A 16,420-nucleotide genomic window follows, 5' to 3' on the forward strand; every position below is an offset into this window, starting at 1 on the left:
TCATGGCCCCGACCAGAATGGGGCCCACAACAGGTGCCGCGACGATGGCTCGTCCATCGCGGCCGAACGCAGGCAGGGCTGGCGCGCCAGTCCCGAGGAACCCTATGCAAGCGCTTGAAACACCCGACGAGCCCGATCGGATCACCGCCCCGGACTGGAGCGGTCTCAACCTCCATGGCGAATCGCCCGCTTTTTGCTCAGCCCTGGCCTTGCTCCACCGATGCGCTCGGGTGGATGCCACGGTCCTGGTTTGCGGCGAAACCGGCACAGGCAAAGAGCTGGCGGCTCGCGCCATCCACTACCTCAGCCCCAGGCGGCACGGCCCTTTTGTGCCGATCAACTGTGGCGCGCTACCGGACAGCATCCTCGAGGCCGAGCTTTTCGGGCACACGAGGGGGGCATTCACCGATGCCAAATCCGACAGCCTGGGGGTGATCGGGCAAGCACACGGCGGCACGCTCTTCCTGGACGAAATCGACTCGCTGAGCCCTCGGGCTCAGGCTGCCATTTTGCGTTTCGCTCAGGATCGCAGCTACCGTCCGCTGGGGTCCCCACAGATCAGGCATGCCGACGTTCGCATCGTGGCCGCCACCAACGCGGACCTGGCCCAACTGGTCGAGCAGGAGCGGTTCCGACAAGACCTGCTCTACCGATTGAACGTCTTGAGCGTGCCCCTGCCACCCTTGCGCGAGAGACAGGGCGACGTGTTGCTGCTGGCCAGGGCGTTTGTTCAGCGCCTGGTTCGGCAATATGGCTGCCCACCCAGGACCTTGTCGGAGCGCAGCACCGATTGGCTGCTGCAACCACGGGCCTGGCCAGGCAACGTCCGCGAACTGGAACACCTCATCCACCGCGCCTTCCTGCTTTGCAGCGGCGCACAGCTTGAGTTGCAAGCCAGCTTCAAGCCTGCAACGCCCAGCGTGCCCCCTGCCGCGCCCTCGGACGACGGGCCATTGATCGCGTCGGGTCTCCCCGTTGATGGCCCCTCTGAAGCGCCCACCATGGCCGCCTTCGCGCAAGCCAAGGCCCAAGCCATCGAGACCTTCGAGCGACGCTACCTGATGGCGGTGCTGAGCCAGGCTGGCGGCAATCTCAGCCTGGCCGCCAGGCTGGCTGGCAAAGAGCGCAGCCGGTTTTGCCAGCTGGTGCGCAAGCACGGGCTGCAGCGGGGCGACGGTGTCGGTGCCGGTTTCGGCAAGGGCATCGAGCACCCTGCTTGAGCGCCATGGGGATCGGCCGCCCCCTGTGGCGCCGGCGCCCCACCCCCAACCCCATCGCCACACCCCTGGCACCCACAAGCATGGCGCCCGCGCCACAGTCCCCTCCCTCTTGAGCCCTTGGCCCCAGGGAAAAGGCAAGGCATCCACCTGGCCTGCGCTTTGCATCGACGTGAGAAACATCACAGATCTCAGTCGCCAACCAGGGGGAGTCGGATGGACGCGCAGTCGCCTTCACGGGAAGTCGTCGCAGTGGCCGAGGTCATCCGTCGCCACTTGCTGCGACACCCGCAGGCCTCTGACACGGCCGAGGGCATCCAGCGATGGTGGGTCCTGCCCTTGTTGGGCGAGGTGTCGTTGCAAGTGGTGGAGCAGGCGCTGACAACGCTCGAAGCCGAGGGCTTCCTCCACAGGCTGCAACAAGCCTGGGCACCCACCGCCTACCTGGCTGCCCGTCCTCTGGAGCCAGGTCCACGTCCGACCGATCACTGACACACATCACATGGCCAATCACCTTGCCATCGCCGCCGTCGCCAAAACCATCCTGAAGATGGTGGAGGACCACTGCCCCCGCGAGGAGTTCGCCGCCACCCCCACGTTCACCTTGTATGGCGGGCACGACTTCAGCAGCCCGCAAGTCACCGAGGGATTTTCGCTGCTGGTCTGGCGCATCCAACCCAGCGCAGCACTGCGACGCTCTCAGCCCTTGCGAGAGGTAGATGGTCGCAAGCGCATGCCCAGCCTGGCCGTGGACCTGTCAATCCTGGTGACAGCTTGGGCGGCCGAGCCAGAGCGCCAACTGCGCCTGACAGGCTGGCTGATGCGCTTCCTGGAGGACAACGCCACGGTGCCAGCGGCTCTGCTCAACCAGGCCTTGACTCAGCGCAGCGTGCCCGCCTTCAAGCCCGACGAGTCCATCGAACTGCTGCTGGAGCCGATGAGCCTGCCGGACCACCTCGGCCTGTGGGACAAGTTCCGCAACCGCTGGATGACCTCGGTGAACTACAGCGTGCGCATGCTGCAACTGGAGTCCAACCGCTTTGTGGACGAGGGCCCGCTGGTCGTCAGCCGCGAGTTCGGCGTGGGCCAGATCACGCCAGAGGGCCAGCCATGACACATGTGCTCAACCCTGGCGCCGATCGCATCGTGCGCCCCGCCTTGCTGGGGGTGCTGTTTCACGATGCCGTGGACGGCAAGCCTGTTCACGGCGATGACCTGTGGGTCGAGGCCATCGATGCCTGGCGACCCGATCAGCCCAGGCGTTTGAGCCCGGGTCGCAGTGGCGTGTACGGCCTGCACAGCTTGCGGGGAGTGCACACACTGCTCGATGGCCCGACAAGCCCATACGACCTGGTTGACTCGCCACCGCCGACCGGCAGGCTGAGCCTGCGCGTGCGAGACCGATCTGGTCGGTATGTGGATGCCTTCCTGCGCCCCACCTGGCCTGCGCCGGACATCTTGCGGGTGCCGCTCTACAGCGCCATCACACGTCAGGTGCCACAGGCGCTGGCCAGCCTGAAGGTGGACCTGCGCCGGCGCAGCGACACCACCCTGCCCGCCTGCTGGGCCTGGCTGACCTTGCGTCTGGGCAGCAACGTGCTGGCCGAAGGCTTGGCCGACGCGCAGGGCCGCGCGCAGCTTCTCTTTCCCCTGCCCAAACCACGGGAGGGCCTGCCGCACGGCTCGCCCGCAACCGCCGAGGCCCTGCTCGACTGGACCGTGACCCTGCACGCGCGGTGGCACCCCGAACGCCAGCCCCAAACGCTGGTCGACTGGACCGATCTGCCAGCGCAGCCCGAGATCCCTTTGCTGCAAGCCGTGGGCCCTGATGTCCCGCTGGCCCCCTTGTCCCTCCAGGCGGGCGTGCCCTTGGAGGCCCACCGTTCCCCGTCATCTTTCGTGTTCGTCGCGGACTGACTCCGCAGGAGATCCCCATGCCCGAGTACCTCGCCCCAGGCGTCTTCGTCGAAGAAACCTCGTTCCGCGCCAAGACCATCGAGGGGGTGTCGACCACCACCACCGGTTTCATCGGCGCAGCCGCGTTCGGTCCGGTTGCCCTGGAGCCGGACCTCGTCACCAGCCTGTCGGCCTACGAACGCCTGTACGACCCGTTCAGGGCGGGCTCGCCGCTGGTCTTCGACGGCAATGCGGAAGCGCCGAACCACCTTTGGCACGGTGTGCGTGCCTTCTTCACCGAGGGCGGCAGGCGCCTGTACATCTCGCGCGTGTTCAAGCCCCTGGTGGGTGACTACACCCCCATCGGCGACGAGGACGACCTCACGCCGCCCGCACTGGCCGATGCCTACGACGACGGCCATGCCCGGGTGGACATCGCGTCGACGGGCGGCGTGCGGGTGCGGGCCCGCCACCCAGGTGCTGCCGCCAACCTGCGCGTGCGCTTCACGCTCAAGGGCAGCGCCAACGTGCTGACCAGCACGATCGACCCGATCAGCGGCGACCCGGTCAACACCCTGCGATCGGTGAAAGACCTGGACCTGGTCTGGGTGCGCGATCGAACCAGCTCGCCAGCAGGCCGCGAGACCGGCACCTTCTGCATCGTTCACTGGGACGAGCCGCGAGCCACCTGGGTCTTCGAGCCCATGCAGGTCACCTCACCGGTGGAAGACAGCGACTGGTTCGACGTCAGCACCCTGACCGTCGATCAAACGCCCGACGCCGGTGACTCCGTGCGGGTGGTCACGCTGAGCGTGTCGCTGCTGACTCGCGACGGCACGCGCGAGCTGGCCACCTGGAGCGGCCTCCCCCTGGACCCGGCCCACCGCGAGGGTGTGGCGCTGGACTCGGTGTTCGCCAAGTTCGCCAACACCCCGTCGTCGGCCGAAGACGCCCGTGCCCTGCCACTGGTCATCGCACGCGACCCGCTGGCCGTGGTCAGCGCCTTCGATGTGTTGCGCGACCTCTTCGGCGATGACCCGACCGACCTGCTGGTGCCCACCACCGAAGACACGCGCCGCCAGATCACCCCGGCCGACAAGCTCACGCTGGGCGTGTGGGTGGACTTCCAGCTCACCGGCGGCAACGATGGACAACGCCCTGGCGCCGCCGAGTACGAGGGCAAGGCCGATCAGAACGAAGGCCACTCATTGGGGCTCAAGCAGTTCGAGGACATCGAGGACATCTCGATGGTCGCTGCGCCTGGCAGCACCTGGGACTACGCCAACTTCCGCGAAGAAGCCAACGGTGTCATCGCACAACTGATCGCCCACGCCGAGCGCATGCGCTATCGCGTGGCCCTGCTCGACAGCGGCGACAAGCTGCCCGTGGCCGAGGTGCGCGGCATGCGCGCCAAACTCGACAGCAAGCACGCCGCGCTCTACTACCCCTGGGTGACCGTGCTCGACCCGATCACGCGCCGCGAGATCAACCTCCCGCCGTCCGGTTTTGTGGCGGGCATCTGCGCGCGCAACGACATCGAGCGGGGCGTGCACAAAGCGCCGGCCAACGAGGTGGTGAAGCTGGCGCAAAGCTTCGAAACCCTGCTCAACAAGGGGCAGCAAGAGGTGCTCAACCCCGAAGGCATCAACTGCTTCCGCTACTTCGAAGGCCGCGGCATGCGCCTGTGGGGCGCCCGCACGATCAGCTCCGACCCGGAATGGAAGTACCTCAACGTGCGGCGCTATTTCGCCTACCTCGAGCGCTCCATCGACAAGGGCACGCAATGGGCCGTCTTCGAGCCCAACGGTGAACAGCTGTGGGCCAACGTGCGCCGCACCATCGAAGACTTCCTGCTCAACGAATGGCAGTCCGGCGCCCTGCTGGGCGACAAGCCGGACAAGGCCTTCTTCGTGCGCTGCGACCGCAGCACCATGAGCCAGAACGACCTGGACAACGGTCGGCTCGTCTGCCTGGTGGGCGTGGCACCGCTCAAGCCTGCCGAGTTCGTGATCTTCCGCATCGGCCAGTGGACCGGCGACCGCCGAGCCTGAGCCCGCCCGTGACCTCACACCCGAATCCCTGAAGGAGAAACAACATGGCAGTGCTGCGCGACCGCCCCTACGTCCAGTTCAACTTCCTGGTCGACCTGGGAACCGGCAACACCGAAGGCCCCGAAGCCGGCTTCCAGGAAGTCAGTGGCATCGGCATGGAAGTGACCGTGTCCGAGTACCGCAACGGCAACGAGAAAGAAAACAGCGTGCGCAAGATCACGGGCCTGAACAAGGCATCCGACGTGACCCTCAAGCGCGGTGTGATCGGCTCGCTGAACCTCTACCAGTGGCTCGACCAGATCCGCAACGGTGACCAGAAGGCCTTGCGCACGGTCACCATCCAGCTGCAAAGCGAGGACCACACCACGGTCGTGCAAACCTGGAAGCTCATCCGCGCCCGGGTCATCAAGCACACCTCAGGCCCTTTCAACGCCAAGGGCACCGACGTGGCCATGGAAGAGCTGGTGCTGGCCTACGAGCGGCTGGAAATGGAGTGATCGGTTCACGAGACTGAGCCACGAAGACCATGAGCAGCACCTTGTCACGCCCCCTGCCAGGCCTGCGCTTCGACGTGCCCGCCCCAGCGCTGGACGAAGCCCTGCCGCGCATGGACATCGCCTGCTTCGTGGGCTTCGCCCAACGGGGGCCCGTGGGCGTGCCGGTGGCGGTGGAAAGCACCCTCGAGTTTGAATCGGTATTTGGCGCTGAACTGGTGCTGGTGGCCGCCACCAGCGAAGCCGAAGAAAACACCCGCGCACTGATGCCGGGCAGCGTGGCGCAGTTCTTCCTGCAGGGCGGTCGCCGCGCCTGGGTGGTGCGCGTGGCCGGCGACGACGCCGTGACCACCCGATTTCCGGTGCAACGCATGCTTCAGGTTCGCCGCGAGTCAGGCTCAGGCGACTGGGTGGCAAAGGCCGCCTGGCTGCGCGCTGGCAGCCCGGGCGCCTGGGCCGATGGCCTGAGCCTGCAGGCGTGGGTCAGTTCACATGCGTTGGCCCTGACACCGCTGGCCCTGAGCGGCGAACAACTGGCGCTGCGCGCAGAGGGTCCGCACGCACTGGGTCTCATGCCTGGTGAAGCGATCCGCGTGCAGCTGGATGTCGATGACTGGGTCCAGGGACGTGTGGTCGAGACAGGCGTGGTGCACATGAACGCGGCTCGACTGCAGCGTGACATCACGCTGGACCGACTCTGCACCGTCAAAGCCGTCATCGGTGAACCCAGCTTGATGCGCATGGTCTGGATGGAGCGCGGCGCACGAGGTCGCGATGAGATCGAACGACCCGTCGCCGCCGAAGGGCAGTGGTCGGCAGGCCGACTGAGGTGGCGATGCCGCCTGCCGGCGCGCGTGGCGCTGGGCGTTGGCGAGGTGGTTCAACTGCACTTTCGCAGAGGCGCTCAAGCTGCCTGGGCCGCGCTGGACGAGGTTCACCTCACCGGTGTGCCCGACGAGCAAGGCCTGGTCACGGCCGAGCTGTCTGCAAGGCCCTGGCGGGTGCCCGCCAGGCTCGGGCGGGCCACGCTCCTGCGCTGGGTCAACAGTGCGCAGCCTCGCACCGGCCACTGGTTGCAAGCCAACCTGGAGGCATCTGGTCAGCCAGGCACCCTGAACAACGCCAAAGCGTCTTCGAGCGGTGCGCTGGCCTTGAACCTCGCACCTGGCATCGCGCCCTCCAGCGACCACCCAGAGCTCGACGACGACACCACTTGGCAATCCCGCCAGAGGGCCCTGCCCGGCCTGGTCGACGATTGGCTGCATCACCAGCACCAAGCCATGCAACCCAGGTCGTTGCAGGACGCAGCAAACCGGAGCTTGCGCCGCTTTCCTTTGAGCGCTGACGACGGCGCCATCGACTGCTTCTGGCTGCCCCTGGGCGACCTGTCGAACTGGAACGCGCCGGACGCAGGGGAAGGTCTTGGCGCGCGCGGCGTCGGCCTGCCCGCACTGATGCGCGAGGGGCTGGCGGACTACAGCTGGCATCTGTTCGCAGACAGGCAGCTCGCCAGCCTGCCCACCGAGGCCCTGACCGAACAGGCCGACAACCTGCTGGCCCTGCACACACGCGCGCAGCCCCTGCGCGGCCTGCACGCGGCGTTCGGCTACGGTCAGACCGGCTTGGGGGAAGAAGCCACCCTGCTGCTGGCCCCCGACGCGGTTCACCCGGGCTGGCAGCGCGTCACGGGCCAGGGTGCTGCGCGCAGCATCCACCGCACCCCGAACACCCCGCTCGAGACCGATCGCTCCCAATTCCTTTCGTGCAGCCTGCGGCCCTTGGCTGCGCCTGCCTTCCTGCCTGACGCCGCACCCGACGCGCAGGGCCACTTCCGCATCCGCTGGAGCGAGCCCGAAGCAGGCCTGTGCTACGAGCTGCAGGAGTCCACCACAGCCGACTTCGCGATTGCCGTCACGCTGCAAAAAGGCCGGCTGACGCTGTTCAACGCCATCGGCAAAGCCCGTGGCACTTGGCACTACCGCGTGCGTGCCCACGACGGGCAACGGGTCAGCCCCTGGTCGCATCGCCTGCAGGTGCGCATCGGTCACAGCGACTTCGAGTTGCGAGCCTTCCAGGACACCGACCTGCTGGCCGTGCACCGCCTCATGTTGCGCATCGCCGCCGCGAGGGGCGACCTGCTGGCCGTGCAGGCGCTGCCGCAGCAGGCGCAATGGACCGACGCACGGCTGCACGCCGATCGCCTGCGCACCCCTGACCCAACCGCCGAGGTGCCCGGCCTGCTGCCCGACGAGGCGCGTGCGCTCTCGCATGGCTGCCTGCAGCACCCTTGGTTGCAGCTGCGCTCGGGTGAGCGGGTGATCAGCGCCCCGCCAGATGGCGCCACCGCCGGCCAATTGGCTGCATCGGCCTGGCAACGCGGTGCCTGGCTGGCCGTGGCCAACCGACCGCTCAAGGACGTGCTGGGCGTGTCACTGGCCGCCAGCATCGCCGAACGCCAGGCGCTGCTCGAAGCCCAGGTCAACCCGGTGGTGACAGCCGCGCACGGCGTGGTGCTCGCTGGCGAAGACACCCTCTACCACCTCGACGCCGACTGGCGCCCCGTGCACGTGCGACGGCTGATGTCGCTGTTGCGCCGAGCCGCCCTGCGCCGAGGCAACCAGTACGTGTTCGAGCCCAATGGCCCGACACTGCACCGCACCATCGAGCGCGCGTTCGAGTCCCTGCTGGGCGAGCTGATGCAACGAGGCGCCTTCGCTGGCCGCAGCGCGCGCGAAGCCTTTCAGGTCGTGGTGGTGGACGACGGGCTCAACAGCCCGGCCAGCATCGACGCCGGCCGATTGTTCATCGAACTGAAGGTGGCCCCCGCCCAGGCGCTGCGCTTTCTCACCGTGCGCCTGGTGCGCGCCGGTGACCGCGTGCGCGCGCAGGAGAACATGGCATGAGCGCCCTGCCCCTCACCGCCTTCAACTTCGCGGTAGAGATCGTGCGCAGCGATGGCTCGGCCCCGCTGGTCTCGGCCGCCTTCTCCGAGTGCGATGGCCTGGAGATCGGCATGGAGGTCAAGACCATCCGCGAAGGTGGCGCCAACGACCGCCAGGTGCGGCTGGCTGGACCGGCCACCGTCGGCCAGCTCACGCTCAAGCGCGGCATGACCGACGAGTCGCTCGACCTGTGGCTGTGGATGAACGACAGCCTGGCCGACCCCAGCCTGCGCGCCGATGCCGAGGTGGTGTTGCTGGCGCCCGATGGCCGAGAGCGCGTGCGCTTCGTGCTCTCGCGCTGCCTGCCGATCAAGGTCAAGGCACCGCCGCTCAACGCCAAGGACGGCGCCATCGCCATCGAAGAGCTGCAGATCGCCTACGAGCGCATCCGCGTCAAACGCGCGGGACTGGGGATCTGACATGGCCGAACAAAGCATCGCACGGGCCCAGCTCATCGAGCTGGACGAAACCCTCAAAAAGGAAGCAGACAACCCCAAGAAGGTGACGGTCCAGTTCAACCCCGACTCGCTCAAGCTGGCCTTTGCCAACCAGGTTCAGAACAACAACCCGAGCAGCAGCGCCTCCAGTGGCGCAGGCGGCTCGGGCGGCAGCTCGGGTGACCAGGGCAGCGGCACCTCGGGTCGTCAGTTCGTGGGCGCGGGCACCACCAAGCTCACGGTGCAACTCTGGTTCGACGCCAACGCCACGGTCGATGGCCAGCGCGTGGACGATGTCCGGCGGCTCACACAAGACGTCATCTACTTCATCACGCCCAAGAAATCAAAGCAGGACGCCACACGCTTCGTGCCACCCGGCGTGCGTTTCTCGTGGGGCTCCTTCCTGTTCGACGGGCTGATCGACAGCATCGAAGAATCCATCGAGTTCTTCTCGCCCGAAGGCAAGCCCCTGCGGGCGAGCGTGTCGCTGGGCCTGTCGCAGCAAACGATCCTGGTGGCCGATTTCGGCGACAGCGCCCGCGCGCCCGGCGCGCCCCGCCCACCCGGCAGCAACCCGCTGACCGCCGCTTCGGTGGGCGCCAGCCTGCAGGCCCTGGCTGCCAGCGCCGGCCGTTCTTGGCAGGACATCGCCGCGGCCAACGGCATCGACAACCCGAGGCAGTTGGCCGCCGGCCAGCTCATCGACCTGCGCGCCAAGTTGCCGCGCAGCCCATTCTGAGTGAGGAGCAAACCATGCCCGTCGTGATCGGTGAAGTCGAGGTGATGCCCACAGACAACCGGGGCAGCGGCAACGATGCCGCGCCCGCCCCCGACACGCAAGGCGCCAACGCGGTCGATGACATCGCGCTGCAACGCGCCCTGCAGGCCCTGCAGGAGCAGGCCTTGCGCAACTGGAGCCATTGACCGTGGACGCAGACCGCTCGGCCATCGTTTCGGCACGCCCCGCCATCGAGGTGGATGGGCAGGCCCGAGCGCGCCTGGATGCCGGCCTGATCCGCCTGGCGGTGCGCGACGGCGTGGATGGGCTGACGAGTTGCGAAGCCGAGTTCGGCAACTGGGGCGTGGGCGAGCAGGAGCAGCTCGGCTACCTCTGGTTCGGCCGGGATGTGCTGGAGTTCGGCAAGGCCTTTCGCATCAAGCTGGGCGATCAGGTGCTGTTCGACGGGCGCATCATGGCCATCGAAGCCGCCTTCCCGCCCACCTCGGCGCCGACCCTGGTGGTTCGCGCCGACGACCGCCTGCAAGACCTTCGCATGACCCGGCGCACACGGCACTTCGAGGGCATCAGCGACGCCGACCTCGTGCGCCAGATCGCCAACGACCACGGCTTGCAAGCCGATGTGAACCTGAGCGGGCCGACCTGGCCACTGCTGGTCCAAGCCAACGAAAGCGACCTGGCCTTCCTGCGGCGGCGCATGCTGGTGGCCGATGCCGACCTGTCGTTGCGCGACGGCAAGCTGCGCGTGCGCAGCCGCTCGCAGCGCACCGAGCCCGACCTGACGCTGACGCGTGGCAACCAGTTGCGCGACATCCGACTGACGGCTGACCTGGCACACCAGCGCACGGCCATCACCTGCTCGGCGTGGGACGTGTCAGGCAAACAAGCAGCTTCCGAAACCGCCGAAGCCGCCTGCCTGGGCAACGAAGCGCGCGACGGCGACAGCGGCCCACAAGTTCTGCAGCAAGCCCTTGGCGACCGAAAAGACACCGTGGCCCACCGCCTGCCCGGTGACAGCGCCGGTGCCCGCAGCGAGGCCGAGTCTCACTTCAGGCAGATCGCCCGCCGCTTCGTGATGGGCACGGGCGAAGCCGACGCCAACCCGCGCCTGTGCCCCGGGGCCCGCGTGGACCTGCAGGGCCTGGGCCCGCTTTTCACCGGCGCCTACGGCGTCAACGACGTGATCCACCGCTTCGACCTGCAACGCGGCCTGCGCACCGAGTTCACGGTCGAGCGCGCCTGGATCGGGAGGCCCTGATGCTCGCGCCCCTTGCCCACAACACCCTCGACACCCTGCTGCACGCCCGTCAGGCCAGCGGCTGGGGCGGGCTCTTCCATGGCGTGCACGTGGCCCTGGTCACCGACCTGCGCGACCCCGACAACCAGGGGCGCATCAAGGTCAAGCTGCCCTGGCTGCCCGACAGCGCCGGCGCCGCCTGCGAGCTGTGGGCCCGCCTGGCCACGATGATGGGCGGCAACAACCGTGGCAGCTGGTTCATCCCCGATGTGGACGACGAGGTGCTGGTGGCCTTCGAAGGCGGCGACCTGCGCCACCCCTTCGTCATCGGCGGACTGTGGAACGGCCAGGACGCGCCGCCCACGACGATGGATGGCTCGGGCCAGAACAACAAGAAGGTCCTGCGCTCGCGCAACGGCGTGCAGGTCACGCTCGACGACAGCAACGGCCAGGAGCAGATGATCCTCGAGACCCCGGGCGGCCAGAAGGTCACGCTCAAAGATGGGCCCGGTGCGGTGCTGATCGAAGACAGCAACGGCAACTCCGTCAAGCTCGAAACCGCCGGCATCACCATCAACGCATCGGCCAAGGTCACGGTGCAGGCCACGCAGGTGGCGGTCTCGGCCAGCCTGGTGCAAGTGGACGCAGGCATGAGCAAGTTCTCCGGTGTGGTCAAGGCCGACACCGTGATCTGCAACAGCATCATCAGCGCCTCGTACACGCCGGGCGCGGGCAACATCTGGTGAAGGAGCGCGCCATGAGCCACCCCTTGCAATGGACCGCCCCCCAGCCCTACTGGCGCACCGGCCAGGCCGCCATCGCGCGCCCGGGCCTGGTCCAGCAACCACAGATCCTGCGCTTTGCCACCGATGACTTCATCGAGCAGTTGCTGAGCACGCTGGCGCATGACCCGGCCTCGCTGCCGGCCCTGACCGCGCAGTACGAAACCTGGCGTGCACCGCACGTGGGCCTGCAGCCCAACCCGCAGGCCTGGTTGGAGCGCCCAGCCAGCCGGCTGCTGCCGGTGCGCCGCAAGTTGCTGGCGCGCGCCCAGGCCCAAAGTGGCCTGCCCGCCTTGCCCGCACCGCCCAGCACCACGCACCCGATCAAGCTATACCAACCAGTCCACCAGCGTCATTACCTGGTCGCGGCCTCGCTGGTGTGCCAGACCGCCGGCCTGCCCGACCGCACGGTGGACGTGGCCCGCCAGAAGGTGTCCTTCGTGCTGCGTCGCATCCTGCCCACCGGGCCGATCACGCCCAACGCGGCCTTGCCCGTGCCCACCCACTTGCAGGGCTGGACCGAGTACGCCTGGGTGTCCGATGAGCAGCAGGGGCACTGGCAGGAGGTGCCTGCGGGCCTGGGCAAGCCTTTGCCCACCGAAGAGAGGCTGTCCACCTTCCCGGCCCGCTTCACGGACCTGCAGGAGCAGGCACGCCGGCTGTTCGTGGGCAGCGTGCCGGTGGGGCGGCGCGAGGTGTACCAATCGGCGCGCATGAAGCAAGGCGTGGTCGCCAGTGGATCGGGTGCGGGCGCCCAGGCTGCGGCGACCCTCGCCCAAGAGCAGGCCGTGCAAGCCCGTCGCGTGCAGTTGCAGTCAGAGGTGCTGTCGGCCTGGCTGGCGCAACTCAACCAGGCTCGCGACCTGCAGATGCAGCCGGTGCTCAACATCTACTTGCGCGTTGCTTTCAACGAAGAAGGTCGGCTCACAGCAAGCCGAACAGACAAGACCAAAGTAGATGCCAAAGCCCTGCGCCGCCTGCGCAGCCAGTTGCAGCTCAACACCTGGTACATCCTGCTGGACCTGCGCGCCTGGCTGTCGGACCACATGCCCGGCTACCTGTCGTGGCTCGACGGCCTGGCCAGCTACACGCGCGGTGCGCTGCCTCCCCAGTCCGACTGGGTCACCTGGCACACGCTGCTGCAGACCGTGCAGACACCGGCCGAACTCATCGAAGGCAGCAACCTCCCGCTGATCGAAGGCGATGCCAGCGCCGACCTCTTCGCCGTCAACCAGGTGGCCATCGATCTGCCCGACGCCCTGCGCCGCATCGGCATGAGCCGCGGCGGCCGCACGCACTCGCAATGGCTCGAAGGCGCGCTCTCTGGCGACCCGGCTTTCGCGACCGTGCCGTTTTCGATGCGGCCATCTGAAGAGCCCACCTGGACGAACACCCTGCCGCGCGACCACGAGCTCACCCGCTGGCCCGACTTCCTGTTCTTGCTGGTCGACCCCTGGCACGATGTGCCGCCACCGCTGTCCTCCACGCAGGCGCCCGCCAACGACCCGGCCGACTACCCCGTCGAACGCATCCAGAAGCGCATCGCCGACCTGATGGCGTTCGTGCCCGCCACCGCGCTCGATCTCACCGCCCCGGTGCCCCAACCGGGCCTGGCGAGCTTTCAGCCCAGCGACATGCGCGAGGCCTGGTACGTGATGCGCATGGTGCACGAGCGCCCTGACTGCGCGCCTTTCGAAGGCACGCTGCTGAGCGCGCCCACCGAGCCCTTCCAGCTCGCCAGCTTCTTCGACCCCGATGCGCCCGCCAGGCCCATCCGCATCGGCCTGCCGGTGGACATCAGCCCGGCTGGCCTGCGCAAGTTCGACCGCAACACCGTCTTCATGATGTCGGACATGCTGTGCGGCCACATCGACCGCTTCAAAGGCATCACCTTTGGCGACCTGGTGCTCAGCGTGCTGCCCTGGCCCTTCCACAAGGACTTCGACGTCAAGGGCAAGGGGCCCTGCAAGGACAACGGCGACGCCCTGGGCGTGATGTGCTCGCTGTCCATCCCGATCATCACCATCTGCGCGCTGATCCTGCTGACCATCATCGTCAGCCTGCTGGACTTCATCTTCCGCTGGCTGCCCCTGTTCATCGTGTGCTTCCCCGTGCCCGGCTTCAAGGGAAAGAAGGCCCCGTGATGGACAACCGACGCATCTTCGGCCAGGGCATGGCCTTCCCGCCGCGCGTGGGGCCCGATGGCCGCATGGCCTGGTCCGTGGGCGAGACCAATGTGCACGAGTCGATCCGCATCATCCTGAGCACCGAGCCGGGTGAACGCCTGCGCCTGCCTGCCTTCGGTGCCGGCCTGCGCCGCTTCCTGTTCGAGCCCAACACCCTGGCCACGCACACGCTCATCAAGCAGGCCATCGGCGAAGCACTCAAGCGTTGGGAGCCTCGCATCCAGCTCGAGTCGGTCGAGGTCGCTGCCGACAGCCATGACACCGAAAGCGCCATCGCCACGCTCACCTACCGACTCGTGGCCACCCAGGTGCAAGAGCGCCTGTCGGTGGCCGTGAGCGTGCAAGGCTGACCGAACACGAAACCGATCCACGAGACGACCATGCCCCTGCAAGTCCCCAGCATCGACGACCGCCGCCACGCCGACCTGGTGCGCGACACGCTGGCCCGCGTGCCGGTGCACACGCCGGAGTGGACCCAGCTGTCCGAGTCCGACCCGGGCGTGACCCTGGTCGAGCTCTTCGCCTTCCTGACCGAGAGCCTGCTCTACCGCGCCAACCGCGTGCCCGAGATCAGCCGCGCGCGCTTTTTGCGCCTGCTGGGCGTGCCCCTGGCTGCGGTGCAGCCCGCACAAGGCCTGGTCGTGTTCAGCGGCGCCCGGCTCGATGCCGGCGTGCCCATGCTGCCCGCCCGCACCGAGGTGCGCGCCGGGGCCGTGCCCTTTCGCACGCGCGGCGCCATTGACGTGCTGCCCATTGAAAGCCGCGCCTTCATCAAGCGCAAGGTCGCTGTTCAGGAGCTGGACCAGGCCTACTACGAGCTGCTGTACCGGGCGGTGGACCCGGACGCACCCGTGCCGCAGATCGACACCTACGAAACCCGCGAGGTCGATGGCAGCCGCTCGGTGGCCCTGAGCGAAGACACGGTGGACGGCGCCCTGTGGGTGGCGCTGCTGGCCCCCGCCGGCCGCTCGGTTCAGGAAGCCGCACAGGCCATTGCCGGCAAGAGCCTGAGCCTGGGCCTGGTGCCCGATGTGGACGCACAGCCCCGCACCGTGGGCAGCATCGGCCAGGGATCGGTCGAAGGCGAGGTCGATGAGCTGGTGCAGTACGCCCTGCCGCAGCGCGTCAGCGTGCCAGCAGGCGAGCCGCCGCAGGCGCGCTACACCACCTTGCTGCCCACCCGCGCCGACAACGTGCTGCAAGGCCCCGGCATCGTCGAGCTGCCCCTGCCCGCTTCGGCCGATGCCATCTTCACCTGGACGGAACTCGACCCGCTCGAAGCCGGTGTCGGTGACTTCCCGCCCGCGCTCGATGACTCGGCCCTGGCGGGTCGCATCGTCAGTTGGGTGCGCGTGGCGCCACCCCGCTCGGCCGGCCTGCGCGTGAAGTGGGTGGGCGTCAACGCCGCCATGGTCGATCAGCGCGTGTCGGTCTCCAACGAGGTGCTGGGTCAGGGCGACGGCACGCCCGATCAACAGCTGCGTTTCAGCCGAACGGGCCTGGTGCCGGATGGCGTGGTGCTGCGCGTGCTCGACGCTGGCAACACGGTCAATTCGGCCAACATGGGCACGGCCATCAATGCCGGTGCGGCCGTCCAGGCCCAGGCCAAGCCCTGGGTCCAGGTCGATGACCTGATGGCGGCCGGCCCCGAGTTGCAACTCTCGCCCGCTTCGGCCACGGCCAGCACCCGCCCCACCGACGTCTACCTGCTCGACGCCGAAGCCGGCACCGTGCGCTTCGGCGATGGCCTGCGCGGCAGGCGTCCGCCCATCGGCTCGCGCATCCTGGCGCAATACGACGTTTGCGACGGCCGTGCGGGCAACGTCGCGGCCGGTGCCATCACCGCCGGCCCGGCACTGCCCCCCGGCGTGCGCGTGCGCAACCCACTGGCGACCTGGGGCGGCGCCGACGCCGAAGACGCCCTCACCGGCGAAAAACGCATCGCCTCATTCATCCGCCACCGCGACCGCCTGGTCACCGCCGAGGACTTTCACGACATCGCCTCGCGCACACCGGGCGTGGACGTGGCCCGCGTGGAGGTGCTGGCCGCCTGGCACCCCGACCTGGGCGACAGCCAGCCTGGCGACGCACCCGGTGTGGTCACGCTGATGCTGGTGCCGCGCCACGACCCGCGACAGCCCGATGCGCCCCAACCCGATGGCGCCTTCATCGACGCCGTGTGCCGCCACCTCGACCCACGTCGGCTGGTGACCACCGAGCTGGTGCTGCGCGGTCCCGACTACGTCGGCCTGTGGCTGTCGGTTGGCATCACCGTCGCGGGTGGCCACACCGTGCCCGACGTGCGCGACGCGGTCAAAGCCCGGCTGCGCGCCGTGCTCGCCCCGACCCGCATCGACGGCGCCTCGGACCTGCCCGGCCGCGAAGACGGCTGGCCGCTGAACACCGCCGTCAACGTCAAGGACCTGTGGGCAGAGGCCG

The 16,420-nt window shown here is 68.2% G+C and carries 15 protein-coding genes; all 15 read left to right on the forward strand.

Annotated elements, in window-relative coordinates; all coding sequences use genetic code 11:
- Positions 1-104 precede the first annotated feature (104 nt).
- Positions 105-1,220 carry a sigma-54 interaction domain-containing protein gene (locus ABG80_RS17275; protein ID WP_058088853.1) on the forward strand — a complete coding sequence of 372 codons (1,116 nt, stop codon included), beginning with the start codon at positions 105-107 and terminating at the stop codon, positions 1,218-1,220.
- Positions 1,221-1,433: 213 nt separating this feature from the next.
- Positions 1,434-1,709, forward strand: a complete 276-nt coding sequence (locus tag ABG80_RS17280) for a P-loop NTPase family protein (protein WP_058088854.1) — start codon at positions 1,434-1,436, stop codon at positions 1,707-1,709.
- Between the two features lie 10 nt (positions 1,710-1,719).
- Positions 1,720-2,331: a DUF4255 domain-containing protein gene (locus ABG80_RS17285; RefSeq protein ID WP_058088855.1), complete on the forward strand. Its 612-nt coding sequence runs from the start codon at positions 1,720-1,722 to the stop codon at positions 2,329-2,331.
- Complete coding sequence (locus tag ABG80_RS17290) at positions 2,328-3,134, forward strand: hypothetical protein (protein WP_058088856.1); 807 nt, start codon at positions 2,328-2,330, stop codon at positions 3,132-3,134. The genes ABG80_RS17285 and ABG80_RS17290 overlap by 4 nt, the downstream gene beginning before the upstream one ends.
- A 17-nt stretch (positions 3,135-3,151) precedes the next feature.
- Entirely contained in the window at positions 3,152-5,164 is a 2,013-nt protein-coding gene (locus ABG80_RS17295) for a phage tail sheath family protein (protein ID WP_058088857.1), read from the forward strand.
- A 44-nt stretch (positions 5,165-5,208) separates the two neighbouring features.
- Positions 5,209-5,661, forward strand: a complete 453-nt coding sequence (locus ABG80_RS17300; RefSeq protein WP_058088858.1) for a phage tail protein — start codon at positions 5,209-5,211, stop codon at positions 5,659-5,661.
- A gap of 29 nt (positions 5,662-5,690) precedes the next feature.
- Positions 5,691-8,561: a phage tail sheath C-terminal domain-containing protein gene (locus ABG80_RS17305; protein WP_058088859.1), complete on the forward strand. Its 2,871-nt coding sequence runs from the start codon at positions 5,691-5,693 to the stop codon at positions 8,559-8,561.
- Positions 8,558-9,019: a phage tail protein gene (locus ABG80_RS17310; protein WP_058088860.1), complete on the forward strand. Its 462-nt coding sequence runs from the start codon at positions 8,558-8,560 to the stop codon at positions 9,017-9,019. Before ABG80_RS17305 ends, ABG80_RS17310 begins: the two co-directional genes overlap by 4 nt.
- A gap of 1 nt (position 9,020) precedes the next feature.
- The gene (locus ABG80_RS17315; protein ID WP_058088861.1) at positions 9,021-9,776 is read left to right on the forward strand and encodes a CIS tube protein; all 756 of its coding nucleotides are present in this window, start codon (positions 9,021-9,023) and stop codon (positions 9,774-9,776) included.
- Positions 9,777-9,790: 14 nt separating this feature from the next.
- Positions 9,791-9,961 carry a hypothetical protein gene (locus ABG80_RS22925; protein WP_160322581.1) on the forward strand — a complete coding sequence of 57 codons (171 nt, stop codon included), beginning with the start codon at positions 9,791-9,793 and terminating at the stop codon, positions 9,959-9,961.
- A gap of 2 nt (positions 9,962-9,963) precedes the next feature.
- Positions 9,964-11,034 carry a phage late control D family protein gene (locus ABG80_RS17320; RefSeq protein ID WP_058088862.1) on the forward strand — a complete coding sequence of 357 codons (1,071 nt, stop codon included), beginning with the start codon at positions 9,964-9,966 and terminating at the stop codon, positions 11,032-11,034.
- The gene (locus tag ABG80_RS17325; protein ID WP_058088863.1) at positions 11,034-11,759 is read left to right on the forward strand and encodes a phage baseplate assembly protein V; all 726 of its coding nucleotides are present in this window, start codon (positions 11,034-11,036) and stop codon (positions 11,757-11,759) included. The genes ABG80_RS17320 and ABG80_RS17325 overlap by 1 nt, the downstream gene beginning before the upstream one ends.
- 11 nt (positions 11,760-11,770) lie before the next feature.
- The gene (locus ABG80_RS17330) at positions 11,771-13,939 is read left to right on the forward strand and encodes a hypothetical protein (RefSeq protein WP_152987702.1); all 2,169 of its coding nucleotides are present in this window, start codon (positions 11,771-11,773) and stop codon (positions 13,937-13,939) included.
- Positions 13,939-14,331 carry a GPW/gp25 family protein gene (locus ABG80_RS17335; protein WP_058088865.1) on the forward strand — a complete coding sequence of 131 codons (393 nt, stop codon included), beginning with the start codon at positions 13,939-13,941 and terminating at the stop codon, positions 14,329-14,331. Before ABG80_RS17330 ends, ABG80_RS17335 begins: the two co-directional genes overlap by 1 nt.
- 30 nt (positions 14,332-14,361) lie before the next feature.
- Positions 14,362-16,420 (forward strand): baseplate J/gp47 family protein (locus ABG80_RS17340; protein WP_058088866.1); only part of this gene is annotated, 2,059 nt, incomplete at its 3' end.

The sequence above is a fragment of the Aquabacterium parvum genome, assembly GCF_001447195.1.
GTDB lineage: Bacteria > Pseudomonadota > Gammaproteobacteria > Burkholderiales > Burkholderiaceae_C > Aquabacterium > Aquabacterium parvum.

What these genes read in the sequence shown, in the direction of transcription:
- ABG80_RS17290 (WP_058088856.1), top strand. Translation starts at nt 2,328, where the DNA reads ATGACACATGTGCTCAACCCTGGCGCCGATCGCATCGTGCGCCCCGCC.
- ABG80_RS22925 (WP_160322581.1), top strand. Translation starts at nt 9,791, where the DNA reads ATGCCCGTCGTGATCGGTGAAGTCGAGGTGATGCCCACAGACAACCGG.
- ABG80_RS17275 (WP_058088853.1), top strand. Translation starts at nt 105, where the DNA reads ATGCAAGCGCTTGAAACACCCGACGAGCCCGATCGGATCACCGCCCCG.
- ABG80_RS17310 (WP_058088860.1), top strand. Translation starts at nt 8,558, where the DNA reads ATGAGCGCCCTGCCCCTCACCGCCTTCAACTTCGCGGTAGAGATCGTG.
- ABG80_RS17285 (WP_058088855.1), top strand. Translation starts at nt 1,720, where the DNA reads ATGGCCAATCACCTTGCCATCGCCGCCGTCGCCAAAACCATCCTGAAG.
- ABG80_RS17315 (WP_058088861.1), top strand. Translation starts at nt 9,021, where the DNA reads ATGGCCGAACAAAGCATCGCACGGGCCCAGCTCATCGAGCTGGACGAA.
- ABG80_RS17330 (WP_152987702.1), top strand. Translation starts at nt 11,771, where the DNA reads ATGAGCCACCCCTTGCAATGGACCGCCCCCCAGCCCTACTGGCGCACC.
- ABG80_RS17300 (WP_058088858.1), top strand. Translation starts at nt 5,209, where the DNA reads ATGGCAGTGCTGCGCGACCGCCCCTACGTCCAGTTCAACTTCCTGGTC.
- ABG80_RS17295 (WP_058088857.1), top strand. Translation starts at nt 3,152, where the DNA reads ATGCCCGAGTACCTCGCCCCAGGCGTCTTCGTCGAAGAAACCTCGTTC.
- ABG80_RS17280 (WP_058088854.1), top strand. Translation starts at nt 1,434, where the DNA reads ATGGACGCGCAGTCGCCTTCACGGGAAGTCGTCGCAGTGGCCGAGGTC.
- ABG80_RS17325 (WP_058088863.1), top strand. Translation starts at nt 11,034, where the DNA reads ATGCTCGCGCCCCTTGCCCACAACACCCTCGACACCCTGCTGCACGCC.
- ABG80_RS17335 (WP_058088865.1), top strand. Translation starts at nt 13,939, where the DNA reads ATGGACAACCGACGCATCTTCGGCCAGGGCATGGCCTTCCCGCCGCGC.
- ABG80_RS17305 (WP_058088859.1), top strand. Translation starts at nt 5,691, where the DNA reads ATGAGCAGCACCTTGTCACGCCCCCTGCCAGGCCTGCGCTTCGACGTG.